The sequence below is a fragment of the Streptomyces sp. B21-083 genome (assembly GCF_036898825.1).
Lineage (GTDB): Bacteria > Actinomycetota > Actinomycetes > Streptomycetales > Streptomycetaceae > Streptomyces.
The window spans coordinates 1,114,844-1,141,739 of sequence record NZ_JARUND010000001.1 but is presented as its reverse complement, the minus strand read 5'-3'; the positions used below and the strand labels follow the sequence as shown (position 1 = coordinate 1,141,739).

The 26,896-nt window shown below is 69.0% G+C and carries 21 protein-coding genes and 2 pseudogenes; 17 read left to right on the top strand and 6 right to left on the bottom strand.

Annotated elements, in window-relative coordinates; translation table 11 throughout:
* The first annotated feature begins 71 nt into the window (after positions 1-71).
* A complete protein-coding gene (locus tag QA861_RS05140; RefSeq protein WP_334587011.1) occupies positions 72-3,119 on the top strand; it encodes a S8 family serine peptidase in 3,048 nt (1,015 codons plus the stop codon).
* A 114-nt stretch (positions 3,120-3,233) separates the two neighbouring features.
* Complete coding sequence (locus tag QA861_RS05135; protein WP_334587010.1) at positions 3,234-4,214, top strand: TerC family protein; 981 nt, start codon at positions 3,234-3,236, stop codon at positions 4,212-4,214.
* Between the two features lie 132 nt (positions 4,215-4,346).
* Here the strand turns inward: QA861_RS05135 and QA861_RS05130 are convergent, their stop codons facing one another.
* Together QA861_RS05130 and QA861_RS05125 are read right to left on the bottom strand one after the other, a co-directional pair.
* The gene (locus QA861_RS05130; RefSeq protein ID WP_334587009.1) at positions 4,347-7,505 is read right to left on the bottom strand and encodes a DUF1349 domain-containing protein; all 3,159 of its coding nucleotides are present in this window, start codon (positions 7,503-7,505) and stop codon (positions 4,347-4,349) included.
* 239 nt (positions 7,506-7,744) lie between these two features.
* Positions 7,745-8,512 carry a FadR/GntR family transcriptional regulator gene (locus QA861_RS05125; protein WP_334587008.1) on the bottom strand — a complete coding sequence of 256 codons (768 nt, stop codon included), beginning with the start codon at positions 8,510-8,512 and terminating at the stop codon, positions 7,745-7,747.
* Between the two features lie 129 nt (positions 8,513-8,641).
* Here QA861_RS05125 and QA861_RS05120 point away from each other — a divergent pair, with 129 nt between their 5' ends.
* The 11 genes and pseudogenes from QA861_RS05120 to QA861_RS05070 all read left to right on the top strand — a co-directional run bounded on the left by QA861_RS05120 (position 8,642) and on the right by QA861_RS05070 (position 19,978).
* Positions 8,642-9,757, top strand: coding sequence for an enolase C-terminal domain-like protein (locus QA861_RS05120; protein WP_334587007.1), 1,116 nt, complete (start codon positions 8,642-8,644; stop codon positions 9,755-9,757).
* Positions 9,758-9,851: 94 nt separating this feature from the next.
* Complete coding sequence (locus tag QA861_RS05115) at positions 9,852-11,216, top strand: ABC transporter substrate-binding protein (RefSeq protein ID WP_334587006.1); 1,365 nt, start codon at positions 9,852-9,854, stop codon at positions 11,214-11,216.
* 12 nt (positions 11,217-11,228) lie between these two features.
* Positions 11,229-12,149 (top strand): carbohydrate ABC transporter permease, encoded by a 921-nt coding sequence (locus tag QA861_RS05110; protein WP_334587005.1) that lies wholly within the window; start codon positions 11,229-11,231, stop codon positions 12,147-12,149.
* Positions 12,150-12,226: 77 nt separating this feature from the next.
* Positions 12,227-13,111 (top strand): carbohydrate ABC transporter permease, encoded by an 885-nt coding sequence (locus tag QA861_RS05105; RefSeq protein ID WP_334590455.1) that lies wholly within the window; start codon positions 12,227-12,229, stop codon positions 13,109-13,111.
* 188 nt (positions 13,112-13,299) lie between these two features.
* Positions 13,300-13,641, top strand: coding sequence for an L-rhamnose mutarotase (locus QA861_RS05100; RefSeq protein WP_334587004.1), 342 nt, complete (start codon positions 13,300-13,302; stop codon positions 13,639-13,641).
* 31 nt (positions 13,642-13,672) lie between these two features.
* A pseudogene (locus tag QA861_RS05095) lies at positions 13,673-13,844 on the top strand (fumarylacetoacetate hydrolase family protein); the annotation flags it as partial.
* A 52-nt stretch (positions 13,845-13,896) separates the two neighbouring features.
* The gene (locus tag QA861_RS05090; protein ID WP_334590454.1) at positions 13,897-14,655 is read left to right on the top strand and encodes an SDR family NAD(P)-dependent oxidoreductase; all 759 of its coding nucleotides are present in this window, start codon (positions 13,897-13,899) and stop codon (positions 14,653-14,655) included.
* 2 nt (positions 14,656-14,657) lie between these two features.
* Positions 14,658-15,728, top strand: a complete 1,071-nt coding sequence (locus QA861_RS05085) for an aldo/keto reductase (protein ID WP_334590453.1) — start codon at positions 14,658-14,660, stop codon at positions 15,726-15,728.
* A pseudogene (locus tag QA861_RS05080) lies at positions 15,700-15,921 on the top strand (amidohydrolase family protein); the annotation flags it as partial. The gene QA861_RS05085 and the pseudogene QA861_RS05080, both read left to right, overlap by 29 nt.
* A 167-nt stretch (positions 15,922-16,088) precedes the next feature.
* A complete protein-coding gene (locus QA861_RS05075; protein WP_334587003.1) occupies positions 16,089-18,668 on the top strand; it encodes an excinuclease ABC subunit UvrA in 2,580 nt (859 codons plus the stop codon).
* An 857-nt stretch (positions 18,669-19,525) separates the two neighbouring features.
* Complete coding sequence (locus QA861_RS05070) at positions 19,526-19,978, top strand: MarR family winged helix-turn-helix transcriptional regulator (RefSeq protein WP_334587002.1); 453 nt, start codon at positions 19,526-19,528, stop codon at positions 19,976-19,978.
* 186 nt (positions 19,979-20,164) lie between these two features.
* On the opposite strand, the gene QA861_RS05065 is transcribed toward QA861_RS05070, so the two are convergent.
* The 3 genes from QA861_RS05065 to QA861_RS05055 all read right to left on the bottom strand — a co-directional run bounded on the left by QA861_RS05065 (position 20,165) and on the right by QA861_RS05055 (position 22,029).
* The gene (locus tag QA861_RS05065; RefSeq protein WP_334587001.1) at positions 20,165-20,590 is read right to left on the bottom strand and encodes a PPOX class F420-dependent oxidoreductase; all 426 of its coding nucleotides are present in this window, start codon (positions 20,588-20,590) and stop codon (positions 20,165-20,167) included.
* 112 nt (positions 20,591-20,702) lie between these two features.
* Positions 20,703-21,479: an MBL fold metallo-hydrolase gene (locus QA861_RS05060; RefSeq protein WP_334587000.1), complete on the bottom strand. Its 777-nt coding sequence runs from the start codon at positions 21,477-21,479 to the stop codon at positions 20,703-20,705.
* Between the two features lie 169 nt (positions 21,480-21,648).
* A complete protein-coding gene (locus tag QA861_RS05055; RefSeq protein ID WP_334586999.1) occupies positions 21,649-22,029 on the bottom strand; it encodes a VOC family protein in 381 nt (126 codons plus the stop codon).
* Positions 22,030-22,217: 188 nt separating this feature from the next.
* Between QA861_RS05055 and QA861_RS05050 the strand changes: the two genes are divergently transcribed.
* From QA861_RS05050 to QA861_RS05035, 4 genes are all read left to right on the top strand, one after another.
* Positions 22,218-22,592: an alpha/beta fold hydrolase gene (locus tag QA861_RS05050; RefSeq protein ID WP_334586998.1), complete on the top strand. Its 375-nt coding sequence runs from the start codon at positions 22,218-22,220 to the stop codon at positions 22,590-22,592.
* A gap of 356 nt (positions 22,593-22,948) precedes the next feature.
* Positions 22,949-23,368 carry an aspartate 1-decarboxylase gene (gene panD, locus QA861_RS05045; RefSeq protein ID WP_334586997.1) on the top strand — a complete coding sequence of 140 codons (420 nt, stop codon included), beginning with the start codon at positions 22,949-22,951 and terminating at the stop codon, positions 23,366-23,368.
* A 61-nt stretch (positions 23,369-23,429) separates the two neighbouring features.
* Positions 23,430-23,774 carry a GNAT family N-acetyltransferase gene (locus QA861_RS05040; protein ID WP_334586996.1) on the top strand — a complete coding sequence of 115 codons (345 nt, stop codon included), beginning with the start codon at positions 23,430-23,432 and terminating at the stop codon, positions 23,772-23,774.
* Positions 23,775-23,833: 59 nt separating this feature from the next.
* The gene (locus QA861_RS05035) at positions 23,834-24,493 is read left to right on the top strand and encodes an aspartate/glutamate racemase family protein (protein ID WP_334586994.1); all 660 of its coding nucleotides are present in this window, start codon (positions 23,834-23,836) and stop codon (positions 24,491-24,493) included.
* A gap of 696 nt (positions 24,494-25,189) precedes the next feature.
* Here QA861_RS05035 and gnd read toward each other — a convergent pair.
* Positions 25,190-26,629, bottom strand: a complete 1,440-nt coding sequence (gene gnd / locus QA861_RS05030; protein WP_334586993.1) for an NADP-dependent phosphogluconate dehydrogenase — start codon at positions 26,627-26,629, stop codon at positions 25,190-25,192.
* Between the last annotated feature and the right edge of the window lie 267 nt (positions 26,630-26,896).

Sequence of the window (26,896 nt, the reverse complement as noted above, 5' to 3'; positions counted from 1 at the left end):
AAAGGAGCGTCCGGACCCTCGGATCCTTCCTCGCTCTTCTTCTCGCATGTCCTCTGGCGCTGACCACCGCAGTGCCCGCACCCGCGGTCACGCACGCCGGCTCCGGCCGGAACGAGGGGACTTACGAGGCGGGCACCTACCTCGTGAAGCTGGCCGACGAGCCGCTGGCGACGTACGGGGGCGGCGTGCGCGGCCTCAAGGCGACCGCCCCTGCGGCCGGCAAGCGGCTCGATGCCGGCACCGGCGCGGCCAAGTCGTATCTGCGGTACCTGGAACGACGCCGGGACGCGGTGCTCGGCGCCGTTCCGGGAATCAAGAAGCAGTACGACTACGCGTACACGGTCAACGGGTTCGCGGCCGAACTCACCGGCGGGCAGGCGGAGAAGCTGGCGGCCGTGCCCGGTGTGGTGTCGCTGACCCGAAGCACGGTCCACCGAACCGCCGTTGCCGGGCGCGACGCGGTACCGTACGACGCCCGGCCGGCCGCCGCAGTGCGGCCGGCCGGGGAGGCCGTCCCGGCCACGAGCACCGCGCAGGGCTTCTCCGGCGCCGGCCGCTCAACTTCGACCGCGCCGCTGCCCGACATCCCCGCCCTGCTCGGACTGTCCGGGAAGAAGGGTCTGTGGGCGAAGGTCGGTGGCCCGAAGCGCGCGGGTGAAGGCATGATCATCGGGGTGATCGACAGCGGCTTCGACCCGGACCACCCGATGTTCGCGCCGCTGCCGGAGCCGCGCCCCGACGCGGACGTCATCGCCAGGAAGTGGCACGGCACCTGCGACCGGGGCGATGCGAGCCGCCCCGAGTCCCGCATCACCTGCAACAACAAGGTGATCGGCGCCCGTTGGTTCCCTGACGGCCAACCCGGCGATGTGGTGGAAGAAGCCCCCTCGCCGCTGGACACCGACGGCCACGGCACGAGCGTCGGCAGCGTGGCCGCCGGCGGCCACGTGACCCACGCGTCGATTCAGGGCACCTCCATCGGCGGGTCCCTCAGCGGGGTCGCGCCGGCGGCCCGGCTGGCGTTCTACAAGGCATGCTGGGGCGGCGGGTGCTTGGCCACGGCGCTCACAGCGGCGTTCGACAGTGCCGTGGCGGACGGCGTGGACGTGATCAACTTCTCCTACAGAGGGTCGCTCCTCGACCCGTTCACCCTGGAGGCCATGCGCAACACCGCCGCGGCGGGCGTCTTCATCGCCGCGGCCGCCGGCAACAACGGCCCGCAGGCGGTGGACAACACCGCGCCGTGGCTCACGTCCGTGGCCTCCACCACGCACGACGCCGAGTACCTGGCCACGCTGAAGCTGGGCGACGGCCGCAGCTTCACCAACATCTCCTACAGCCGGGACATCCGGAAGGCTCTGCTGGTCGGCGCCGCCGACGCCGCCCGCACGGACCCCGCGAAGGCCGCGCTGTGCTTGGACGGCACACTGGACCCGGCCAAGACCCGGGGGAAGATCGTGGTCTGCGACCGAGGCGAGAACCTCCTGGACGAGAAGGTGGCGGAGGTGGCCCGGGCCGGTGGCTCGGCGGTCGTCATCGTCGACACGCCGTCCAGCGGGCGTGGCTTCTTCGCCGAGCTGAACGACCTTCCGTACCTGCAACTGAACGAGGAGGGCGGCCGGAAGGTGAAGGCGTACGCCGCCACCCGCGGCGCCACCGCCGCGTTCACCGGCAGTACCCGCGTCCCCCGGCGGGCCCCGGTCGTCCGGACCGACTCCTCGAGCGGCCCCGACCCCTTCAGCGACGGCGACCTGCTCAAGCCGGAAATCGCCGCGCCGGGCGACTTCGTGCCCGTGGCCACCCTGTCGGACACCCCTGGACAGCCGGGCCGTTACGACCTGATCTCCGGTACGTCGTTCGCGTCGCCCTACGTCGCAGGCATCGCGGCGCTGCTGCGGTCCCTGCACCACGACTGGTCGCCGAGCGAGATCAGGTCGGCGCTGATGACCACGGCAACAACCACCGACAACCGTGGCGAGCCCATGGGACGGCAGGACGCCGACTCCGCGAGCCCGCTCGACTACGGTGCCGGCTTCCCCAGGGCCGCACGGGCCGCCGACCCAGGCCTGGTCTACGACTCGACTCCGGCCAACTGGAAGTCGTACCTGTGCGCCCTCGGCCAAGGACCACTCACCGACCGGGGCAACGACTGCGCCACCGCACCGCGCACCGACCCCAGCGACCTCAACCACCCCGCACTCGCGGTCGGCGACCTGGTCGCCCGGCAGACGGTCACCCGCACCGTCACCAACGTCTCCGCGCAGACCGCCTCCTACAGGGCGATGCTCAAGACGCCCGCCGGCTTCAAAGCCACGGTCTTCCCGAGGCGGTTGACCCTGAAGCCGGGCCAGTCGGCGAGGTACAAGGTGACCTTCACACGCGGCGACACCCCCTACGACACGTGGTCCTTCGGGTCCCTCACCTGGAGCGACGCGCACAGCCGGCACCGGGTCACCAGCCCACTGGCCCTGCGCGCCGCCCCCTTCCGCGCACCGCACGAGATCACGGCGGACACCGGCGGTTCCGGCTCCGCCGCTCTCACCGCGTACGCGGACCGGACCGGCGACGTGACCGCGACCACGACGGGCCTGTACGCGGGCAGGAAGACGACCGGCACGCTGACGGGAACCAACCAGGACGCGGACTTCAGTAGCCACCCTCGCCCCTCGGAGGCGGTCGCGAAGGTACGCATCCACGTACCGAAGGACGCCCCGTTCACCCGAGTGGCGGTCACCTCAGCCGACCACTTGCCAGGCAGCGACCTCGACATGTACGTCTTCGACGCCGAGGGCGAACCGTTCGGGCGCTTGCCGGGGACCGGCTCGGACGAGCAGAACGACCTGCCGCCCGGTGACTACGACGTCTACATCGTCCAGTACGCCCTCCCGCCGGGCGCGACCGGTCAGTCCTACACCCTGTGGACCTGGCGGGTCGGCCAGGGCGCCCCCGACGCCCCCGCGGAGGTGTCCTTGGCCACCCGGCCGGTCAGCCCCGGCAAGGGCGCCGAGTTCACAGTGACCTGGCGCGGCACAGTCCCCGGCAAGCGGTACACGGGAGTTGTGGAGTACAGCGACGGTTCCACGGCCGTGGGCCGCACGATCCTGACGCTGACCCCGTAGCCGTGACAGGCATCGGCCGGCCGGCATCCAGCCCGTGTACGGGTTGGATGCCGCCCGCCATGTGGCACGGCGGGCACGATGCGCTATCCCCCATACCCTTACCAGGAGTACCAGGTGAACGTCTCGCTGTCCGTGTGGCTGCTGACCGTGGCAGCCCTCTGCGTGCTCGTCGCAGTCGACTTCTTCGTCGGCCGCAAACCCCACGACGTGTCCATCAGGGAAGCCGGGACGTGGACGGTGGTGTGGGTCGTCCTGGCCGTGCTGTTCGGGCTCGGGCTGTGGTACTTCGGTGGGAGTGGTCCCACCGGTGAGTTCTTCGCCGGTTACATCACCGAGAAGTCGCTGAGCGTCGACAACCTCTTCGTGTTCGTGCTGATCATGGGGAAGTTCGCGGTGCCCTCGCAGTACCAGCAGCGGGTGCTGATGGTCGGTGTCCTGGTGGCCCTTGTGCTGCGCGCCGTGTTCATCGCGGCGGGCGCGGCGATCATCACCGCGTTCTCGTGGGTCTTCTACCTCTTCGGCGCCTTTCTGATCTGGACCGCCTGGAAGCTCGTCCAGGACGCCCGCAAGGAGGAGCACGAGGGGGAGTACGAGGAGAACAAGCTGCTGAAGATGGCCGAGCAGAGGTTCGGGGTCGCGGACCGGTACCACGGCACCAAGCTGTTCATCGTGGAGAACGGCAAGCGGATCATGACGCCGATGATGGTCGTGATGCTCGCGATCGGCTCCACGGACGTGCTGTTCGCGCTCGACTCCATCCCCGCCATCTACGGGCTGACCCAGGACCCGTACATCGTCTTCACCGCCAACGCGTTCGCCCTGATGGGCCTGCGCCAGCTGTACTTCCTCATCGGTGGCCTCCTGAAGAAGCTGGTGCACCTCAGCTACGGCCTGTCGATCATCCTCGGCTTCATCGGCGTCAAACTCGTCCTGCACGCCCTGCACGAGTCCGGCGTCCACGTCCCCGAGATCGGCATCCCCTTCTCCCTCGGTTTCATCGTGTGTGTCCTGGCCGTCACCACGATCACCAGCCTGCGAGCTTCGAAGAAGCAGGAGGCAGAGGAGAGGACAGGGCGCGCAGCCGGATCCCGGTAGAGGCCACGGTCGTCCGCCAGTAGGTGCCTGGGCCGCCGCGCGCAGGTCGGCCGGCGAGCGCTGCGTGTGCCGGTGCGGAGGTCGCACCGGCACACGGCGTTCGTTTCGGAGATCGTGACCCGAACCGCTTCGTCAGCTGACGGAGAACTGGCTGAAGCTCGCGGTGCCGATGGTTCCGGCGTGGGCCGTGGAGAACATGCCCGCGTCCAGGGTGCTGTTCGCGCCGGTCAGTGTCGCGGTGCCGACTGTGGTCCAGGTGGTGCCGTCGGCGGAGTAGGAGCCGGTGACCGACGTGCCGCTCCTGACCAGGCGGAGCCAGACCGGGGCGACGGTGTTACTTCCGGTCTTGACGGCGTTGGTGTCGAGGTAGCCGTCACCGTTGGAGTCCGACGACAGGGCGATTCCGTTGCCGGGGGTGGTGGCGAGGACGAGGTACCCGGTGGACGAACCGGCGGAGGCGATGTCGTTTCGCAGCATCAGCCCGGCTTTGGCCCAGCTGTTGGTCTTGTCCTGACCGGTGACGCGGACGGTGACGGTCGAGGACGTTCCAGCGGCCCCCGGCTTGTAGGCGGCGGAATACTCGTCGTCGTACGCCGTGCCTGAGCGCCACACGTCGATGCCCGCGCTGGTCAGGGAGGCCACTCCGCCGCTTTGGCTGACGGCGGCCGGAGTCGAGCTGTATGCCTTGTAGGGAGAGGTGACGATTCGCAGGTCGCCGAATGTCGCGCTGCCGGCGGTGGTGCTGTGGGCGGTGTGGATGACGCCGGCGTCCTGGGTGGTCGCCATGGACGGCAGGGTCACCGTCGAGCCGACCTGGGTGAAGGTGGATCCGTCGGTCGAGTAGTAGGCGGACACCTGGGTGGCGGTACGGGTGAGCCTCAGCCAGACCGGTGCCTTGACGGTGGTAGCCGTGGACGTGAGCTGGTCGAGGTAGCCGTCGGCGTTGGAGTCCCGCTGGAAGCTGACGCCGTTGCTCGGGGTCACCACCACAGCCGCGTATCCGGCGGAGGAACCGTTGCCGGTGAGGTCGTTGCGCAGGACGACGCCGGCCTTGGCCCAGCCGTTGGTGTTGTCCACGTTGTCGACCCGGGCGGTCACCGAGGTGCCGTTGACAGCCGCATCGGCCTGGTAGACGGTGCCGTAGGCGTCGTCGGTCTGTCCGCCGGCACCCCAGATGTCCGCGCCCGCGTCGGTGATGGTGAATCGGCCGCCGCTCTGGCCGGTGTTGGCGGGGGTGGAGGAGTACGCACTGTAGGGCGAGCTCACCGGGTCGGTGGTCAGCGGACGGTACAGCGGCTGGATACCGGCGTTGTCCATGACCGTCTTGGCGCCTGACGGCCAGTTGCCGTTGCTGACGACGACGGTGCCGCTGACCACGTCACCGCGGCCATTGGTGTTGGTGATGTTCGCGGAACTGTTGTTCGTCCAGTTGTCGGTCAGGGTCAGGGCGCCGGTGTTGTTGGTCGCGCTGCTGTTCTCGTGGCCCCAACTGCCGGTGTTGCGGAAGACGTTGTTGGTGTCCGTGAACTGCCGGGAGCCCTCGTCGTGGTAAAAGCCGAACCAACCGCCGTTGCTGTGGCAGTAGTTGCGTTCGAAGGTGCTGCCGGGTGACGCCGACAGGGTGTACATGCAGCCGCCGTCGGTCATCTGCTGCATGAGGTCGTGGATGTAGTTGTCGGTGACGTGGTTGTTCGCGGCGGTGGTCGCGGTCGTGTAGGTGGGCTGGTAGTTGTACAGGCCCCGGTTGACGTAGTCCTGGCTGCCGCCGATGTCGTTGACGCCCCAGCCGTAGCCGATGGTGAGGCCGGAGTAGGGCAGGTTGTACACCTCGTTGTGCGAGACGGTCGCGCCGTTCACATAGGTGACGAGGATGGCCGACATGTCGCGGTACTCCAACGCCACGTCGTGGATGAGGTTGTTGCTCAGTGTGATGTTCCGGTTGGTCATCCGGCTGTCACTCGGGTGGTGCGCGTCCGCCTGAAGACCGCCGACGACGATGCCACCGCCCGCGTCCTGGGTGAAGACGTTGCCTGTCGCGGTGACGGTGTCGGCGCCGAGTCCCACGCCGGTGGTGTGGGCGTTGGCGTCGTTGCCGATGCCGAGGCCGCTCTGCCCGAGCTGCGTGAACCGGTTGCCGGTGAACGTGATGTGGTCGGCGGCCGAGACCTGTACGGCGGAGGGCATCTGGTCCCAGTGCGGGCGGGTCGCCTCGAAGAGCGGGCAGCCGCTCTGGCATGAGGTCAGCGCGTCCGACGAACGGTCCCAGGCACCGGAGATGTACGCGCCGGTCTGCTGGCTGGCGTAGCCGTGGGCGGTGGGGTCCAGCCAGCTGGTGCCCGAGAACTGCAGTCCTGAGAAGGCGATGTGGGTGGCGGGGGAGGAGTACGTCCCTCCGACGCCGATGAGCGACTCCAGCTTCGGCACCTCGACGTCGGCCGTACTCATGTCCTGCCCGGTGAGCGGCTTGTAGTACAGGGTGCCGGTAGTCGTGTCGAGGTACCACTCGCCGGCCGCGTCGAGCAGTTCGTAGGCGTTCTCGATGTAGAGGGGGCCGGCCCGGAAGGGGCTCGTCAGGGTGTCGTAGCCGAACGTGTTGTTGTCCCACGAGGGCTGGGCCATGGTGATGGCGCCGCTGCTGATGCCGGTCACCGGGGCGTAGCGGTCGGTGAAGGAGCCGATGCCGTGGATCTCGGTCCGGCCAGGCTGCGCGAGGCTGTTGAGGTAGCTCAGCGAGCTGTTGGTGAACGTGTAGCCGCTGGTGGTCGCGGTCAGGTCCGAGCGGGTGACCGCGGCGCGGGCCCTGGTGGCCAGTACGCCGTCGACGGACAGATGGCGCGTGTCGAAGCCGGTGCCGACGTTGCTCTTCCAGATGTTCTTGGCCGAGTCCTGCACCGTCCAACCGGTGGCCTTCTGTGCGCCGGTGATGACGGGACGGGCGCCCAGCGCGGCCTTCCAGCTCACCGTGTGGCCGCCTGTGCCTGAGTCCGCCGAGGTGAAGGCGAGTGGCGCGGAGAGCCGGTAGGTGCCGTCGGCGAGCTCGACGGTGATGTCAGCCGTCATGGAGCTGTTGATCGCCCGCACCTTGGTCTTGGCCTGGGTGACGGAGCACGGCTGGCTCGCGGAGCAGACGGTGCCGGAGCCGCTCGGCGATGCGTAGAGCGTCGTGCCCGCCGCGAAAGCGGGGCCGGCCTGGGTGAGGACCGCTGCGGTCGAGGCGAAGAGGACAGCTGCTGTGGCCAGCCATGATCTGAGCCGGTTGGGAACCGAGGGACGAATGCGGGTTGTTCGCACGTGACACCTTCCGGGTGGTTCAGGAAGCCTGCGGTGCCCGTCGCGGGCAGGGGAGAGCCCAGAGACACAGGAGGGGAAGGGAAATAGGGCTGTAACATTAGACGTCATATGAATTTCGTCAATAGATCGCGCACACAGACTCCGCCGGAGTTGGCCGGAGCGGACCCGGGCATGCGAACGCCCCCGGTCTGTCGGCTCGGGGGCGAGGTCGCTGCGGGTGCTCTCAGTGGGCCGGGGGCTCAGGAGACGGCGGAGTTCACGTTCGGCAGACGGCGGCGACTCCACGCGGTCTCGATGTGTGCCGCCATGGCCCGCGCGGCCCCGTCGGCGTCCCGGGCCAGCAGTCGCGCGGCGACTTCGCGATGCTCCGCGTTGGCCCGCTCGCACGCGGTCGTGTCCGGAGTGCCGTTGTAAAGGAACGTCGTGCGCGCCTGGGCGTGGAGGATCCGGATGATGGAACGGCCGAGCCTGTTGTGGGATGCCTGCATGATCCGGTCATGGAAGGCCACATCGGTCTCGATGAAGCGCGCCGGGACGGCGGTCTCGTCGTCGAGACGGGCGAGCAGTCGCTCGATGGCTCGCAGATCGTCGTCGGTGGCCAGCTCCGCCGCCTGCGCCGTCATCTGGGCCTCAAGCGTCGACCGGATGTCGACCAACTGGTCGAGGACGACGAGTTGGTCGTCGTGCTGGACGGTCGCGGCGAGCACGACGGGGTCGAGGAGGTTCCATTCCTCGGGCGGGGTGACGGTGGTGCCGTAGCCCTGCCGGGCGAGAACCAGCCCCTTGGCCTCCAGGGACTTGACCGCCTCGCGGATGGTGATCCGGCTGACGCCGAACGTCTCGCAGAGCTCGGGTTCCACCGGCAGTGTCGATCCCGGAGAAATGACGCCCGACACGATCGTGTCGGTCAGGCTCTCCATGACCGCCTGCGCCAGCCGGGCTGGACGCTTGGGCCAGGGCTTGAGTACGGGAGGCTCTCCCGCTCTGCCAGTGCTGTCCTTGGCCATGCGGCTCCCCCTTGCTGATGCGGATGGCGGCGAGTCTACTGCGTGGAAACCTCTTGACAGCATTCGTATGACGACTTACGTTACACGAAAATTTCGCAGCAGTACTTTCCCGTCCAAGGGGTGCAAGCCGTGCGCATTACCCAAGTCGAGTGCCATCCGGTCCGGGTGCCGGGAGCCAGTCCACCCTTCGCATGGCGGGACGGACTCCTGGGCAGCCCGGCCGAGGGTGAGGCCTCGGTGCTGCGCATCTGCACGGACGGAGGGGTCGAGGGGGTGGCGATGGCCCCCCGGCGGGGCAGCGGGGTCATCCTGGCCGACCTGCTCGACCGCGTGCTGCGCAAGGAGTTGGTGGGGCAGGATCCCTTGCAGCGGGAATGGCTCTGGCACCGCATGTGGGAGCTGGACCGCACGGAGGAGCTACCGCTCTACCTGCTGGGTCTGGTCGACACCGCGCTGTGGGACCTGGCCGGACGGCTCGCCGACCGGCCCACCTGGCAGATGCTCGGCGGTTACCGCACCTCGATACCCGCCTACGCCTCCACCGTCACCTACTCATCGGTCGAGGAGTACCTGGACATCGCGGACCAGGCCCTGGAGCTCGGCTACCCCGCCATCAAGCTGCACGCCTGGGGCGACGCCCGCCGCGACGCCCGCCTGTCGGTGGCTCTGCGTGAACACGTAGGAGACGACATCCCGCTGATGTTCGACGGGTCGGCGGGCTTCGACCTCCCCGACGCGGTCTATCTTGGGCGCGCCCTCTCCGACGCCGACTACCTCTGGTACGAGGAGCCGATGAGGGAGTTCAGTGTCACCGCGTACAAGCGTCTCGCCGACGCGGTGGCCGTTCCTCTCCTCGTGGCCGAGACCTCCGACGGGGCGCACATGAACTCCGCCGACTTCATCCAGGCCGGCGCCGCCACCTTCGGAGTCCGCGCCTCCACCCAACTGCGCGGCGGCTTCACCGGCGCGATGCGCACCGCCCACCTCGCCGACGCCTACCGGCTGCGCGCCGAGGTGCACGGGCCGGAGATCCCCAACCGGCACCTGTGCATGGCCATCTCGAACACCACGTACTACGAGTCGCTGGTCATGGGCAATCCCATCAGCCGTGAGAGTGGCATCGACGCCCAGGGTCTCGTCCATGCCCCCACCGGTCCGGGCGTCGCCCTTCCGGCGGGCCTGGACTACCCCACCGTCCTTCAGGAATTCGTCGACAAGGAGACCGTCACCCCACCCCGGGCCTGATGTCCGGAGCCCCAGGCCCGACCGCCTGTCCCCAGCACCCCGAACGAGGCGCCTCTCACCGCTGTGCGCCATTCCCCAAGATCTGAGGTCAGTCATGAACAACGACGTTCCGGTTTCCTCCCGCCGCCAGCTCAGACACACAGCCGTCGCCGCCCTGGGCGCCGTCTCCCTGCTCGCGCTCGCCGCCTGCGGCAGCGCGGACCCCACCCCCGCGGCGACCTCCTCCCCCGCGGCCTTCAAGCCCGTGGCTCAGCAGGAAGGCAGTGAGATCACCGTCTGGGCGGACGCAGGCCGTGTGCCCGGCGTGCAGGCGTACCAGAAGGCGCACCCGGACGTGAAGATGAAGATCATCACGTACAGCGGCGACGCGAACGGTGCCAATGACCTGCAGACCAAGGTGCAGCTGTTCGACCGGACCGGCAGCGGCTGGCCCGACGTCGCCTTCAGCGCCAACGTCAACGACGGCAGCTGGGCCGCCCAGGGCAAGACGCCCTACGCCGCGCCCGTCGACAAGGGCCTGGTCCCGCTGTCGACCCTGAACGCCTTCGCGTACGGCGCACTGGACCCCTGCAAGTTCAACGGCGGCACCTACTGCCTGCGCAACGACCTTGCCCAGAACGTGCTCTGGTACAACAAGAAGCTCATGGGCAAGTGGGGCTACACCGTCCCGACCACCTGGGAGGAGTACCAGAAGCTCGGCGAGAAGGTCGCCAAGGACCACCCCGGGTACCTGGTCGGCACCGCCGGGGACGCCTGGACTCCTGAGGTGTACTTCTGGGCGAGCCAGTGCACCGCCAGCACCACGACCGGTGCCAAGAAGGTCACCGTGAACCTGCAGGACGCCAAGTGCACCCGGATGGCGAAACTGCTCGACACTCTGATCGCCAAGGGATCGGTCGCCAAGGACACCGTGTTCAGCGCCGGGTTCATCAAGAACCAGGCGAGCAAGGTCCTCATGCTCCCCGGCCCGTCCTGGTACGGACAGGTGCTCTTCAACTCCACGTTCAAGATCCCCAAGGGGCAGATCGCCGCTGCCTCACCGCTGAAGTTCGAGGGCGACGACAAAAACTACACCGGCAACGTCGGCGGCGGACTGTGGTTCGTCTCCTCCCACAGCAAGAACCTCAAGGCATCCTCCGACCTGGTCAGCTGGATGACCACCTCCGACGACTACCAGGCCACCGCGGGCACCTACCCCGCGTACAAGCCGGCGGCCACGAAGTGGCTCGACAACCAGCTGGACACCGGCTACTTCGCCGACGACATCAGCCCCGCCTTCGAGGAAGCCGCGGAACTGATCTGGCCCGGCTGGTCCGCCACCCAGTACAGCCAGGAGGCGATCTACTCCTCCACCGTGATCCCTGCCCTGAACTCCGGCAAGACCCTCACCGACACCCTCGGCACCTGGCAGACGGCCATCACCGACAAGGCCAAGTCGCTCGGCTACACCGTCAACTAGCGAAGCGGACCGATGACCAACCACCTCGCAACGGAGCGGAGCGGCCGACGACGCGGCCGCTCGGCCCGCAACCCGGTCGGACGCGCCGGTTACGTCTTCGTCTCCGGCTACGTCCTCCTCCTGCTCGCCTTCGGCGTCCTGCCCACCGGATACGCGGTGTGGCTGGCGCTGTCCAACTCCCGCAACCAGCTCGTCGGGTTCGGCAACTTCACCCGCACGTTCACCGACTACCGCTTCGGTCCGGCCTTCCTCCACATCGGCCTGTACCTGGTGGTGTGGCTGGCCAGCCTGATGATCCTGGTAGTACTGCTCTCCCTGATGCTGCACGGCCGCATGCGCAGGGCCTCAACCAGCCTGCGGTTCCTGTTCTACCTGCCGGGCGCCCTCGCCGGGGTCGCGAGCGTACTGCTCTTCCTGATCCTCCTCGACCCGGCCGCCAGCCCCGTCGGCTGGCTGCTGAAGAGCTTCGGCTGGAACACCCTCGCCCAGGTCAACGCCCCCGGCCACCTGCCCGTGCTCTTCACCGTCATCGCCTTCTGGACCGGGGCCGGCGGCTGGATCGTGGTCATGTACGGGGCCCTCAACAGCATCCCCGACGAGATCCTGGAGGCCGCCCGCATCGACGGCGCCAACACCCTCCAGATCGCCCTGCGCATCCAGATCCCCATGATCACCAAGTGGATCGCGTACATGTTGATCCTGGCCTTCGCGGCCGGCACCCAGCTCTTCGTCGAGCCACAACTGGTCTCCCTCGCCAGCTGGGGCATGATCCCCGACAGCTGGTCACCGAACCAGCTCTCCTACCAGTACGCCTTCCAGGCAGGCGACTTCAACGGCGCGGCGGCGCTCTCCGTCGACCTCCTCATCCTGGGCCTCGCCTGCGCGGCGCTCGTCGTCTTCCGCACCGGTCTGTTCTCCAAGGACGAAGGATGACCACGGCTCCCAAGACCACAACCCGCCGAACCCCGCCGCGCCACAGCACCGGCGACCGCACCAGCCCGAGGAAGCCCATGCGCCGGACGCGCCGCCCACGCTCACTGGCCGCCCGGCTGGCCTGGTTCATCGTCATGGGCCTGTCCGTGCTGTTCTTCTGTGTGCCGGTGGTGTGGCTCCTGCTTGCCCCGACCAAGTCCGACGGCCAGATCGTGCGGGACAACCCGTTCTCCTTCGGCTCTCTCGGCGCGGTCGCCGACACCTGGCACCACCTCTACGCGTTCCAGGACGGCGCGATACTCACCTGGCTGCTGAACTCGGCGCTCTACACGTTCGGCGCACTGGCCATCACCCTCGTGACATCGATCCCCGCCGGGTACGCGCTGGCTCTCACCCAGTTCATCGGGCGCCGGATGCTGCTGACCATCACCATGCTCGTGATGCTCATGCCGACGGCCGCGATGGTGCTGCCCCTGTACCTGGGGATGAACGCCGTGCACCTGGACGGCACGATCTGGTCGGTGATCCTGCCCTTCTCCTTCTTCCCGTTCGGGGTCTACCTCACCTACATCTACTTCTCCTCCAACGTCCCCTCCGACCTGCTGTCCGCAGCGCGCATCGACGGCTGCTCGGAGTGGCAGGTCTTCCGGCTCATCGCGATGCCGCTGGCCAAGCCCGTGATCGCCCTGGTCGGCTTCTTCAACTTCGTCGGCAACTGGAACAACTTCTTCCTGCCGTTCGTGATGCTGCCCGACAGCTCCCAGTATCCGGCGCAGGTGGGGCTGAACAACCTGCTCGCCGCCTCACCGCTGTTCAACACCTCCAGCGGCACGGGAAACGAGATCATGCGGCCCGAACTGGCCCTGGCCACCCTGGTGACCATCGTCCCCGTCCTGATCGTCTTCCTCTTCTCCCAACGGGCCCTGGTGTCCGGCATGCTCGCCGGCGCGACGAAAGAGTGAGGCGACCAGCCGCCACCCCCTCGTCGACATAACCGTCCACCCATGGCGCACCGAAACGGACGGGAGTCGTCGATCGTGCTCGGCGCCCTGTCGGTACCGCTTCCTGACAGAGCGCCGGAACCCCGCTGCCCCATCGTCGTGCTCAACCGACGTTCCCTGACGCGGCCCGCACTCACCGAAAGGACCCGATGAAACGCGTTGCCCAGACGATCCGCCTGCGGCCGGAGCACCGGGACCTGTATCTGCGCCTGCACTCCGAGGTATGGCCGAGTGTCGAGGCCGCGCTGAGGGCTGCGAACATCCGCAACTACAGCATCTTCCTGCGCGAAAACACTCTGTTCGCCTACTTCGAGTACCACGGCGATGACTTCGAGTCCGACATGGCCGCGATCGCCGCCGACGAGGCCACCCAAGCCTGGTGGAAGCTCACCGGCCCCTGCCAGGAGCCCTGGGCCGATACCGGCACCGGGGACAACTGGTCCGACCTGACCGAAATCTGGCATCTATCCCCCTCGGCCACAGCGACCTGACAACCGCCCATGGCAAGGGAACACCAGTGAACCCGAGGTCGCACGGGCCGTGATCGCGGGACACGCGATGAGCCACGATGTCTCCGAGCGCGAGTTCCAGCCCGACTACCCAGTGGGATTTGGGCAAGTCCTGCGAGACCCTCAACCCGCTCGGCCCCTGGCTCGTGACCGCCGACGAGGTCGGCCCCGTCGACGGCCTCGGCGCACCAGCGCCAGACCTTCGCCCAAGCGTGAAAGGCACCCCTCTTGAGCAGCATGAGCGGCCTGTCCGGGCTCAAAGCCGTCGTCACCGGCGGCGCGTCCGGGATCGGGCTGGCCACGTCCCGGATGCTGGCCGAGCACGGCGCCACCGTGGCCGTCGTCGACCTCGACCCCTCCCACGCCCCCGAGCCGCTGATCGCCATCAAGGCCGACCTCGGCGACGACGCATCGGTACGTGTCGCCGTGGACGCCGCTGCTGGGCAGCTCGGCGGCCTGGACATCCTGGTCAACAATGCGGGCATCGGCGCCGTCGGTACCGTCGAGGACAACCCGGACGAGGAGTGGCACCAGGTCCTCGACGTCAACGTCCTCGGGACGGTGCGCACCACCCGGGCCGCCCTGCCGTATCTACGGCGATCGTCGCACGCGGCGATCGTCAACACCTGCTCCATCGCGGTCACCGCGGGCCTTCCCCAGCGCGCCCTGTACTCCGCGAGCAAAGGTGCGGTGCTTTCGCTGACCCTGGCGATGGCCGCGGACCATGTCCGTGAGGGCATCCGCGTCAACTGCGTCAACCCCGGAACCGCCGACACCCCCTGGGTAACCCGGCTTTTGGACGCGGCCGACGACCCGGAAGCGGAACGCGCCGCCCTCGACGCACGCCAGCCCCTGGGCCGCCTGGTCACCGCGGACGAGGTGGCAGCGGCCGTCGTCTACCTGGCGAGCCCCGCCGCGGCCTCCGTCACCGGCATCGCCCTCGCCGTCGACGGTGGCATGCAGGGGCTCCGGCTGCGCCCGGCGGTCGGAGCATGAGCATGAGAGTGACCACGTTGGGCGCCACCGGTGTCAGGATCACCGAGTTGTCGTTCGGAGCCGCCGGCATCGGCAACCTCTTCCGCCCGGTCACCGACGAGGCCGCCCACGCCACGGTGGAAGCGGCCTGGGACGCCGGCGTACGCACCTTCGACACCGCCCCGCACTACGGACTCGGTCTGTCCGAGCGACGCCTGGGCGCCGCGCTGCGCGAGCGCGACCGCGACACGTACACCGTCTCCACCAAGGTCGGGCGGCTGCTCGAACCCAACCCCGCAGGCGGCCGCGGCGACGATCTCGCCCACGGCTTCGCCGTGCCCGCCGCCCACCGCCGAGTCTGGGACTTCAGCTCCGACGGAGTCCTGCGCTCCCTGGAAGCGAGCCTCGACCGCCTCGGCCTGGACCGGGTGGACATCGCCCTGCTGCACGACCCGGACCACCACGCCGAGCAGGCGCTGCGCGAGGCGTACCCGGCGCTGGAACGGTTGCGCGGCGAAGGCGTCGTCAAGGCGATCGGCATCGGCGTGAACCAGTGCGCGCTCCCCGCCCGCTTCCTGCGCGAGACCGACATCGACGTGGTGCTGCTCGCTGGCCGCTACACCCTGCTGGAGCAGGAGGGGCTCGCGGAGGTACTGCCGGAGGCCGCCGCTCGTGGCAGGAGTGTCATCGTCGGCGGGGTGTTCAACTCGGGTCTGCTCACCGACCCCAAGCCCGGGGCGACGTACGACTACGCGCCCGCCCCACGGCGCGTGCTGGACCGGGCCCTGCGCATGAAGACGGTCACCGAACGCCACGGCGTACCGCTGCGCGCAGCCGCTCTGCGCTTCCCGTTGGGTCATCCGGCGGTCGCGAGCGTGCTGTCCGGCGCGCGCTGCGCCGAGGAGGTCCGCGACACGGTGGATCAGCTGCGGAGAACGGTACCGGCCGAGGTCTGGGACGGACTGCGCGCCGAGGGGCTGCTGCCCCCGCACGTCCCCGTCCCTGCCACCGCACCGGTCGAGGAAGCCGATCGGTCGAAGGAGGAGTCAAGGAGGCGTGGGGGTGATGACGGCCATGGAGGCGAACACAACTGAGGGTGTCATCGACGCACACCACCACGTCTGGGACCTCTCCGTACGCGACCAGAACTGGATCACCGGACGGGAGCTCGCCCCGCTGCGGCGCGACTTCACCCTCGCCGACCCGGCCCCCGAGGCCAGTACCGTCGGCGTCACCGCGACGGTACTGGTCCAGACGATCGACGTTCAGCAGGAGACACCCGAGTTCCCGCCCGCAACCACCCGACCTTCTCGGAGCCCCTCTTCGCCTTAAGCTTCCGTGGAAGTAATATCTGGGGAATCATGTTCCGGGTATGCTGATTCGTCGGAACGCTGCGAGCACTCGTCTGTCCCGGAGGCCGAAGACCTCGGACGACACGCCCAGGAGGAGAAGCGATGGCGCACGACGAGGTAACACGCGGCGACCAGTGGGCCGGGGCCCCGGGCGCACGAGGTGCGGACGCGGTGGATCCGCCGCTGTCCATCCGGGTACGCGGGGCGAAGGTCCACAACCTGAAGAACGTCGACGTGACGGTGCCGCTGCGCCAACTCGTCGCGGTGGCAGGCGTGTCCGGCTCCGGAAAGTCGTCGCTGGCGATGGGGGTCCTGTACGCGGAGGGCTCAAGGCGCTACATCGAGGCGCTGTCCACGTACACCCGCCGGCGTATGGCGCAGGCACCGCGTGCGTCGGTGGACAGCGTCGAGCACGTGCCCGCGGCCCTCGCCTTGCGGCAGCGGCCCGGGGTGCCCGGGGTGCGCAGCACTTTCGGCACGTCGACCGAACTGCTCAACGTGCTGCGCCTGCTGTTCTCCCGGCTGGGATCACACCTGTGCCCCAACGGCCACCGGCAGGACCCGACGTTCGACGTGGCTGCGGGGCTGGACCTGACCTGCCCTGTATGCGAGGTGACGTTCTACCCGCCGGGCGCGGAGTCGCTGGCCTTCAACTCGGACGGCGCATGCCCGCGCTGCACCGGTACCGGCATGGTCCGGGAAGTCGACGAAGCGGCTCTCGTCCCCGATCCGCAACGCACCATCGCCGAGGGGGCGGTGGCCCCGTGGTCGATGTTCGGGCTGACAGTGATGCCGCAGGTCGTCGCCGAGTTCGGGGTGCGCACCGAGGTGCCGTACACGGAACTGACCGCACACGAGCGGGACATCGTCATGCACGGACCCGCGGAGCAGCGGCACATCAGTGTCCGGTCCAAGAACGGCAAGTTCTTCGAGCTGGACTTCACTTACCGCAACGCCCGTCGGGCCGTCGAGGAGGCCCTGAACAAGGCCACCACCGAACGCGGGCTGAACCGTGTGAACAGGTTCATCAGCGCCCAGGTGTGTCCGGCCTGCCACGGCACCCGGCTCAGCGAGCAGGCCCGCGCCACCCTCGTCGACGGCATCAACCTCGCCCAAGCCACCGCCAAGACGCTCGACGAACTCATCGCCTGGACCCCCACCCTCGCGGACGCCCTGCCGTCCGAGATGCGCCCGATGGCACGGAACATCGTCGCCACCCTGCTGGAGACCGCCCGCCGCCTGGTCGAACTCGGCCTCGGCTACCTCACCCTGGACCGGGCGAGCTCCACCCTGTCGACCGGCGAGCGGCAACGCGTCCAACTGGCCCGCGCCGTACGCAACCAGACCACCGGCGTGCTCTACGTCCTCGACGAACCCTCCATCGGCCTGCACCCCTCCAACGTGGATGGCCTGCTCGGCGTCATGCGCGACCTGCTCCGCGACGGCAACTCCGTGGTCCTCGTCGACCACGACGTCCAGGTCCTGCGCGAAGCCGACTGGCTCATCGAGATCGGCCCCGGCTCCGGCACCGAGGGCGGGACCGTCCTGGCCACCGGTGACGTCACCACTCTCGGCAACGACCCCAACTCCCTGATCGGTGGATTCCTCACCGGCCGCGAACCCGTCCTAGTCCGCCAACGGGCCGGACGTGACTCGGTGTTCGACCACGGCCGCATCCGCCTCTCCACCCGGCCCCTGCACACCGTGCACGCCCTGGACGTCGACATCCCTCGGGGCCGCCTGACCGCGGTGACCGGCGTGTCCGGATCCGGCAAGACGACACTGATCCTCGAAAGCCTGATTCCCGCGCTCCAGGCGAAAGCCGCGGGCAGAGCGCTGCCCGACCACGTGGCCGCGGTGGACGCGCCGGCGATCACCCGGGTGAACACGGTCGACGCCACCCCCATCGGCGTCAACGTCCGCTCCACCGTCGCCACCTACAGCGGCATCCTCGACGACCTGCGCCGCGCCTACGCCGCCATCGACGCGGCCAAGCAGCGGGGGCTCACCGCCGCCGACTTCTCCTACAACACCGGCTCCCTGCGCTGCCCGCGGTGCGAAGGTACCGGCCAGATCTCCCTCGACGTCCAGTTCCTGCCCGATGTCGACATCGCCTGCCCCGCATGCGACGGCACCCGGTACGCCCCCGCAGCCGCCGACATCCGCCGTCCGGCCCCCGCAAATCCGGACGAGGGTGTCTCCTTGCCCGAACTGCTTGCCCTCACTGTCAGGCAGGCGATCGAGCAGGTCGGAGACATCCGCCGCGTGAGAACCCGGCTTCAGGCCCTCATCGACCTAGGACTGGGATATCTCACCCTCGGCGAAGACACCCCGGCCCTCTCCGGCGGCGAGGCACAGCGGCTGAAGCTCGCCACCGAGCTGACCCGGAACCAGTCCGACACGCTCTTCGTCCTGGACGAACCCAGCGTCGGGCTCCACCCCCTGGACATCCGCACGCTCCTGGACGTCCTCCAGAGACTGGGCGACAACGGCGCCACCGTCATCGTCATCGAACACGACCTGGACATGATCGCCAACGCCGACTACGTCATCGACATGGGCCCCGGAGGCGGCACCGCCGGCGGCACCATCGTCGCCACCGGTACACCCGACGACCTCTCATCTGAATTGCACAGCGTCACGGCCCGCTATCTCAACCGCCATCTGCACCCGAAGAGGTAACGAGCAGAGTCGCGCCCTGGCTATGTTCTCCGTCTACGACGGTCGACCGGGCATACGGGTATGAGATCGACGAGACGACCGCGAAGATCGTCCACATAACCGCAACCAAGGCCCTTGACGGCAGTCGAGCGGCCCGAAGGGCTGGACGCCGACGGAGCCTTCGAGGAGCGTCGGCTCAGACTCACACCGTCGCTGGTCTGCCAGGAACTCGGCGCCGACGGCAAATTGGGATGCCGTGGTTCTCGACCATTCCGCCGCCCTGGCCTTCGACAAGGTGCGGGTTGCCGTGCAGCCTAAGGATGTGCCTGACCTTCGGACACCCGATACCGTCGCACAGTCTGCTGGGATGCGTATGTCTATGTCGGTCGAACGGGTGCGAGGTAGCCGGCCTGCGCGCCTCGACGAAGGCGGCGGCGGAGACTGGGTCGACCGTCTGATGCGTCACCGAGGCAGCAGTGCGGTTTCGTCACACAATTCGTGACGGCCGCCCGGCACACCGGGGCTGTGCGCGCGTCGCGCTTCCACAGGGACACGGCAAGCTACTGAATGCCCCAGCGGTGCGGATGCCGGCTCACTGAGGCAGCCGAATACGTGGGGCTTACCCCAGCGGCCCACAGCGACCTCCGCGGGAGTGGCGCAGCGATGAGTGGGCCGGTGTGCAGGTCCTCCAGCGGTTTCCAGCTGACGCTACCGCGAGCTTGGGATCCAGCGTGCACAGTGCCGCGGAAAGCCGCCGGCCGCAGGCAACGGCGAACCGAGTTCCCCGGCGACGATCTTCTCCGCGGGGTTTCCGTCCTTTCGGCGGTCGCGACTACCATGAAGTAATCAATGGAAGAAGATTCTGCGGAAGATGACTTGTGGTTGATCTGAAGCTGGTGTTCCACGACCTGGTCCAACTCGAGATCGAGCTGTGGAATGCCGTCGATGCGCGGCTTCGCGCCGAGTGCGACCTCCAGCTGACATGGTTCGAGGTGATGCAGTTGCTCGCGACGCGCTCTGCGTGCCGGATCCAGGACGTGGCGGAGGAGTTCGGGATCACGGTTGGTGGCACCAGCAAGGTGGTCGACCGTATTGAGGCTGCCGGTTACTGCCGGCGGCGCGCCAATCCGAACGACCGGCGGTCCTCCCTGGTCGAGCTCACGCCCGTCGGCCAGCGGGTGGTGGACACTGCCATGAAGATCTTCGAGGCAGAACTCGAGGCACGCCTCGGTTCCGTGCTCCCCGAGCAGGAGCTGAAGAGGTTCGCCGCGACCCTGAGCGCACTCCGGACGGCCGGTCGGTCGGTGAGTGCCCCTCAGCGGGCGGAGTAGGGGACGCACGGCTCAGTGTGAACGGGGCTTGGCTGCCCGTTGGTTGAACGGAGGGGGCAACTGCCGTGCTGGTGAACGGTGTTGCCGTTCCGGAGGTCCTTCCTGGTGCTGTGGATGCGGACCCAGGAGCAGGCCGAAGGGGTACCGACGTAGGTGACGCGCCGGTGCTCGGCGCCGGCAGTCGGCTCAGTCGGCAATACCGGCGAAGGCGATGACCTTCTCGATGTGCGCGCGGACGAGGAGGTTTCCCGAGCCGCCGTTGCGTGCGGCGTACTCCTCGGCGCGGTCCTCGCCCACATAGCGGGCGCCGAGGCGCCCGGCCCACCGCAGGGTCTCGTCGGGGTCCTCGGACATCTTGGCGCGGCCCTGGAGCAGGACGAAGGCGTACGGAGGCTGGTCCTGGTCCACGCACAGAGCGAACCGGCCGTCCCTGGCCAGGTTGCGGCCCTTGACCCCGTTCCTCTCCGTGTTGAACACCACGTCGTCCCCGTCGAGCAGGAACCACACCGGCGTGACGTGCGGGCTGCCGTCCGCCCGGGTGGTCGACAGCTTGCCGGTGCGGGTGCCCTCGGATACGAAGGCCCGCCACTGCTGCTCGCTCATCCTGTGCATGGGCCTGCCCCTTCTGATCGGGCGCCGGGCCCGTCGGGAAGCCGGACGTTCCGGCATTCCCACGGGACAGCGCGGTCCACAGCCGACGGAGTCTCGCCGGATGTGCGGTGGCTTATCGGGCGAAGTCGAGGCGCTCGGTGAGGTCGGCCTCGGAGAACGCGGCTTCGATCTCCTTGCGCCCCTCCTTGAAGTGGGCCCAGCTGTCGTAGTGAGCAGGCACGACCCGGCGAGCGCCGAGGATCCTTGCTGCCTCGGCGCCCAGGGCGCTGTCCAGGGTGAGGAGGGCGCCTTCGAAGGCGAAGTCCATGCGGGCGCCACCGAGGAAGAGGACCGCAGTGTCCACCGGGGCGAACTTCGCGGCGATCTCCTTGACGTGGTCCAGGCTGGCGTTGTCGCCGCTGACGTAGACGGAGGGCAGGTCGTCGGAGGTGAGCATGAAGCCGACGACGTCGCCGGTGATCGGCTCACAGCCTTCGGGGCCATGCCGGGCGGGCAGGCCGGTGACGGTGACGGTGCCGCCGTCGGGCCGCCAGAGCTCTGCGGTCTCCCAGAAGGCCAGGCCCTGGGCATTGCCGCCCAGGCGGCCGGCGCCGCTGACCGTGGTGAAGACGACCGGTACCTCGGGCAGGAAGGCGCGGCCGGCGTCGTCGAGGTTGTCGTCGTGCCCGTCGTGGGAGAGCAGGACGGCGTCGACACGGCCCAGGTCGGCGGCACTGACGGGCGCGGGCTCGGTCTTTACCAGCTTGTGGTCGCCGGGGAGGGGCATGGGGTACTCGCCCGGCGCGTCGAAGGTCGGGTCGGTGACGAACCGGAGACCGCCGTACTCGATGAGGGCGGTGGGGCCGCCGTAGACGCGGACGGGGATGTTCTCGCCGGTGGCGCTGGACATTCGGGAACCTTCCGGGTGCTGACGCGTGGATTCTTGACCGTGCTGGACTGCGGGGGACCGCCCGGGGATCTGTCACGAGGCCGGTCCGGCTACGGATGGCGCGTGATCTCTCAGAGAGCCCGTCCGCCGGAGACGGCGCACGGCGGGGCAGCCCGCTGCGCGCGGGATCTCACGGAGCGGGTGCGGAGAACACGCCGAAGTTATGGCCCGTGCTGTCCTCCAGACGGGCGAAGGTGAGGCCCGCGGCGTCGGTGGTCGGCGCCATGAGCACCTTGCCGCCCAGTTCCTCGGCGCGCTCGACGGTTGCGGCGACGTCCTGGACGAGGACGTAGAAGACCGCGTAGTCGGGGAAGTTGCCCTCCGACTCCCATACGCCACCGGTGGGCTGCTGGGCGCCAGGCGTGACGACGGCGTGGTAGTTCACGCCGGGCGTGTTGGTGTTGAGCTGGAAACTCCAGTCGAAGAGCTGGCCGTAGAACTGCTTGACCCCTTCCGGCTGGTCGGTGCCGATCTCGAACCAGGCCACGGAGTTGAGGGCGGGAGCGGGCATCGAGCTCTCCTTTGCGTTTAAGAAAGGGATAAACGGAACCCTCTGTGCGCCGCACCTGGGGAGTCGGCAGGCGCCTGCCGGAGTTGCCGAGTTCAGACTAGAACACATGCATTCCATGGAAGCAACTTCTGTGGATGGATGTTCCGTGTCGATCCGCACTCGGCCGCCGGAGAGAGGAGCCCCAGCTCATGAAGCCAGTGGAGATCGAGGCGAAGACGCTGATCCAGCGGTCGAAGATCCGCAAGGAGAACGATTCGGGTGCCGCGCCGCACGTCGGTGACGTTGCGCTTGACCACCGCCTGATGCTCGGCTGCCTCGAACCGGTGTTCACCACCCGCGCCGAATACCGACGGCTGTACCCGGACCTGCCGGCCATGGGTAAATCGCCGGCGCCACCAACGATCGCGAGCTCGGACGGCATGCTCGACACCGTCCAGGACTTCGTCGACGACATGATCGGGGACGCGCCGTTTCTGCTCATAGGTGGGTCGTACGGCGGCTGCCTCGCCCGCGCGCCGACGGGCACCCACCCTGAACAGAGCCTCGCACCGGCCCTGATCTGACCCATCGGCACGGCCGTGGGCAACGCCGAACGCCGCCTACCCCAACGGCAGATCGTACGATCCGACCCTGAACTGCTCGCCTCGCTGGACCACGGGACCGCCGACCAGTTCGCGGCATTCGCCGTGGTCCAGACGCCGACGACCCTCCATCGCACCCGAAGAAAAGGTGCATGAACAGGCGCCGGACCAGCGGCGTCGCAGCAGCCGGCTTTGCACGGAAGCGCAGGCAGGGAGCCTCTAGGTCGCAGGGACGCGATGTTCCTCACAACCTTCGGGTCCGGCATGTGCCCGTGTACAGTGAAGACCGCCCTTGACCTGCAGAAAGCGGGCAGGGAGCCGTCCTCCAGGAGTGCAAAATGCTGCGCACGATCCTCAAGTCCAAGATCCACCGCGCCACCGTCACCCAGGCCGATCTGCACTACGTCGGCTCCGTGACCATCGACGCCGATCTCCTCGACGCCGCCGACCTGCTGCCCGGTGAACTCGTGCACATCGTCGACATCACCAACGGCGCCAGGCTGGAGACGTACGTCATCGAGGGCGAGCGGGGGTCCGGTGTCGTCGGGATCAACGGGGCGGCGGCCCACCTCGTCCATCCCGGAGATCTCGTGATCATCATCAGTTACGCTCAGGTGACCGACGCCGAGGCGCGGGCGCTGCGGCCGAAGGTGGTCCATGTGGACCAGGGCAACCGCGTCGTGGCGCTGGGCGCCGACCCGGCTGAGCCGGTGCCGGGCTCGGACCAGGAGCGCAGTCCGCAGGCCGTCACCATCTGACCGGTCTGCGAGCCGGTGCGTCCGACGAGGCGACGATGCGACGATTCGAGCAGGAGTGCCCATGAGTGACATCGAGATCCGCGACGACCGGCCGGCGGGCCGCCTTGAGGCGCTGGCGGCGGGTGAAGTCGTGGGCCGCATCGAGTACTTCGTGCTCGCCGCGCGTGGACGCGCGCTGGTCCCGGTCCACACGATCGTCGAGCCGGCGCACGAGGGGAAGGGCATCGCGGGTTCACTGGCCCGCGAGCTCTACCTCATGGCCGCCCGCGAGGGCATCGTCGTGGCCCCCCTCTGCCCGTACGTCGTGAAGTGGGCCGAGCGTCACCCCGACGAGGCCCCGGCGGCGGACCCCGACCTGCTCCGCGCCGCCAAGGAGTGGCTCGCGGCGCACCCCGACCGTTTCTGATCCGATGAGATCTGATCCGATCTGATCCGACGTCGACCGGCATAGGGACTCTCCGCACCGTGCTCGCCCTTCTGCACACCTCGCCCCTGCACATCCCGGTGTTCGACGCCCTGTGCGACGAGGACCACCCGGGCCTGGAACTCGTCCACTTCGTCCACGAGGATCTGCTGACCAGCGCGCGGGCCGACGGGCCCGACGCCGTGGCCGGTGATGTCCGGGCCGTCCTGGAGCAGGCCGTCGCCGGAGGCGCCGTCGCCGTGCTCTGTACCTGCTCGTCCATCGGCGGTGTCGCGGAGGCCGCCGCCGAGGAGGTGGGGGTGCCGGTGCTGCGGGTCGACCGTCCGATGGCCGCCGAGGCGGTGGCCATCGGACCGAGGGTGGTCGTGGTCGCTACCTCGGAGAGCACGTTCGGGCCCACGGTGGCCCTCGTCGAGGAGGAAGCGCGTCGTGCCGGGCTCCCCGCCGACGTACGGACACTGTTCGTCGACGGCGCCTGGGCCCTCTTCCAGGCGGGCGACACGGAGGGCTACGTCCGTTCGGTGGCCGACGCGGTGGACTCGATCCCCGGCGAGAGCGCCGACGCGATCATCCTCGCCCAGGCCTCCATGACCCAGGCGCAGCCGCTGACGACCACCACGGTGCCGGTGCTGTCCAGCCCCAGGCCGGGTCTGGCGGCGGGCGCGGCGGCGGCACGGGCCGCCGAGGCCGGGCGACCGTGACAGCGTGACCCACCTGGTCGCGGGCGCGTAGCGCGTCGGAGTGAGTGGGGGCGCGTGCGCCGGGTACGCGGGGGAGAAGTCCAGAGCCGACGTACCCACTGGCTGGAGGACACAGTGACGCAACCGGACCCGTATCCCCGCCCTGTCCCGCCGGGCCCCACCCCCGGCCCCTACCCGGACCCGACTCCGGGTCCCCCGCCGGGCCCCGACCCGGAACCCCAGCCCCCGGGGCCGACTCCCGTACCGCCGGACCCGGCCCCGTCGCCGATCCCACAACCCCCGGGCCCCGAGCCGGTCCCCGACCCCGAACCGGGCCCACCCCTGTACTGACCCAACGCCGGGACGAAAACGCCAGGTGGGCGGCCGGAAAACCCGACCGCCCACCTTCCCCGCGCCCCCTAAGGGGCGCGGGGAACTGCGCGAACAACCCCCACGGACCCGCGGCAAACAACGGCCCACCGCGTAGAGCGCCCCGCCAGCCCGTCACTTCGGACCACCGTCACGCGCCCCTTAAGGGGCGCGGGGAACTGCGCGAACAACCCCCACGGACCCGCGGCAAACAACGGCCCACCGCGCAGAGCGCCCCGCCAGCCCGTCACTTCGGACCACCGTCACGCGCCCCTTAAGGGGCGCGGGGAACTGCGCGAACAACACCACCGGCCCGCGGTCGAACACGCGCCCAACCCGCGGAGCGACCTAGCCCGTGACCTCGGACCGGTCGCCGCCCCACAGCGTGTGGAACGCGCCCTCGCGGTCCGTGCGCCGGTAGGTGTGCGCCCCGAAGAAGTCCCGCTGCCCCTGCGTAAGCGCCGCAGGCAACCGCTCCGCGCGCAGGGCGTCGTAGTACGCGAGGGCCGCCGCGAAGCCCGGCGTGGGCACGCCCTGGCGGGTCGCCGCGACCAGCACCTCGCGCCAGTCGTCCTGCGCGGCCCCGATCTCCTGCGCGAACGTGTCGTCGGACAGCAGGCTCGGCAGGTCCGCCCGGGCGTCGTACGCGGCGCGGATACGGTCCAGGAAGGCCGCCCGGATGATGCAGCCACCGCGCCAGAGGGCGGAGACGGCACCGAGGTCGATGTCCCAGTCGTACTCGGCGCCGCCCGCCGCGATCTCGTGGAAGCCCTGCGTGTACGACACGATCTTCGACGCGTACAGCGCCTGCTCGACGCGGTCGGCGAAGGCCGCCGCCTCCGACTCGCTCAGCGGGGTCGCCTTCGGGCCGGCCAGCCCGCGCGAGGCCTCGCGCAGCGCCGCGTGCCCGGACAGCGAGCGGGCGAACACCGCCTCGGCGATGCCCGACACCGGTACACCCAGGTCGAGGGCGATCTGCACGGTCCAGCGGCCGGTGCCCTTCTGCTCGGCCTGGTCCACCACCACGTCCACGAACGGCTTGCCCGTCGCCGCGTCGACGTGCGACAGCACCTCGGCGGTGATCTCGATCAGGTAGGAGTCGAGACGGCCCGTGTTCCAGGTGCGGAAGATGTCGGCGATCTGCGCGGGGGAGTACCCGGCGACATCGCGCAGCAGCTGGTACGCCTCACCGATCAGCTGCATGTCGGCGTACTCGATGCCGTTGTGGACCATCTTCACGAAGTGACCGGCGCCGTCCGGGCCCACGTGCGACACACAGGGGGTGCCGTCCTCGGCCTTCGCGGAGATCTTCTCCAGCATCGGTCCGAGGGAGTCGTACGACTCGACCGGGCCGCCCGGCATGATGCTCGGGCCGAGCAGCGCGCCCTCCTCGCCGCCGGAGACGCCCATACCCACGAAGTGGATGCCCTGCTCGCGCAGGTCGCGCTCCCGGCGCCGGGTGTCCGCGAAGTGCGCGTTGCCGCCGTCGATGATCATGTCGCCGGGCTCCAGGAGCGGCGCGAACTCCTGGATCACCGCGTCGGTCGGCTCACCGGCCTTCACCATGACGACCAGCCGGCGCGGCCGTTCCAGCGCGGCCACGAACTCCTTGGCGGTGTCGGCCGCGATGAAGTCGCCCTCGGTCCCGAACTCCTCGACCAGGGCGTGCGTGCGTGCCGCCGTCCGGTTGTGCAGCGCGACCGTGTAGCCGTTGCGCGCGAAGTTGCGGGCGAGGTTGCGGCCCATCACCGCGAGTCCCGTGACGCCGATCTGGGCTGAGTTGCTCATGCGGATGACTCCTAGTGGGTCCTGGAAAACGGTGGTGCCGGTAGGTCCTGGAATCGGTGGTGCCGAACGCGTCGCGTGTCGTGCTCGTCAGTATTGCCCTTCGGACCATCCTGACGTGCCGGTACGCCGACCGCACATCCGGGTTGGCCGTTCCTGCGTACGCAGATACGCACCAGAACCCCCACCTGCCTCAGCATTCACACAACCGGCCCGTATTCCCGGCCACTTCGACCTCGCCGCAGACGTACTTCGGCCGCACAGAGGCTG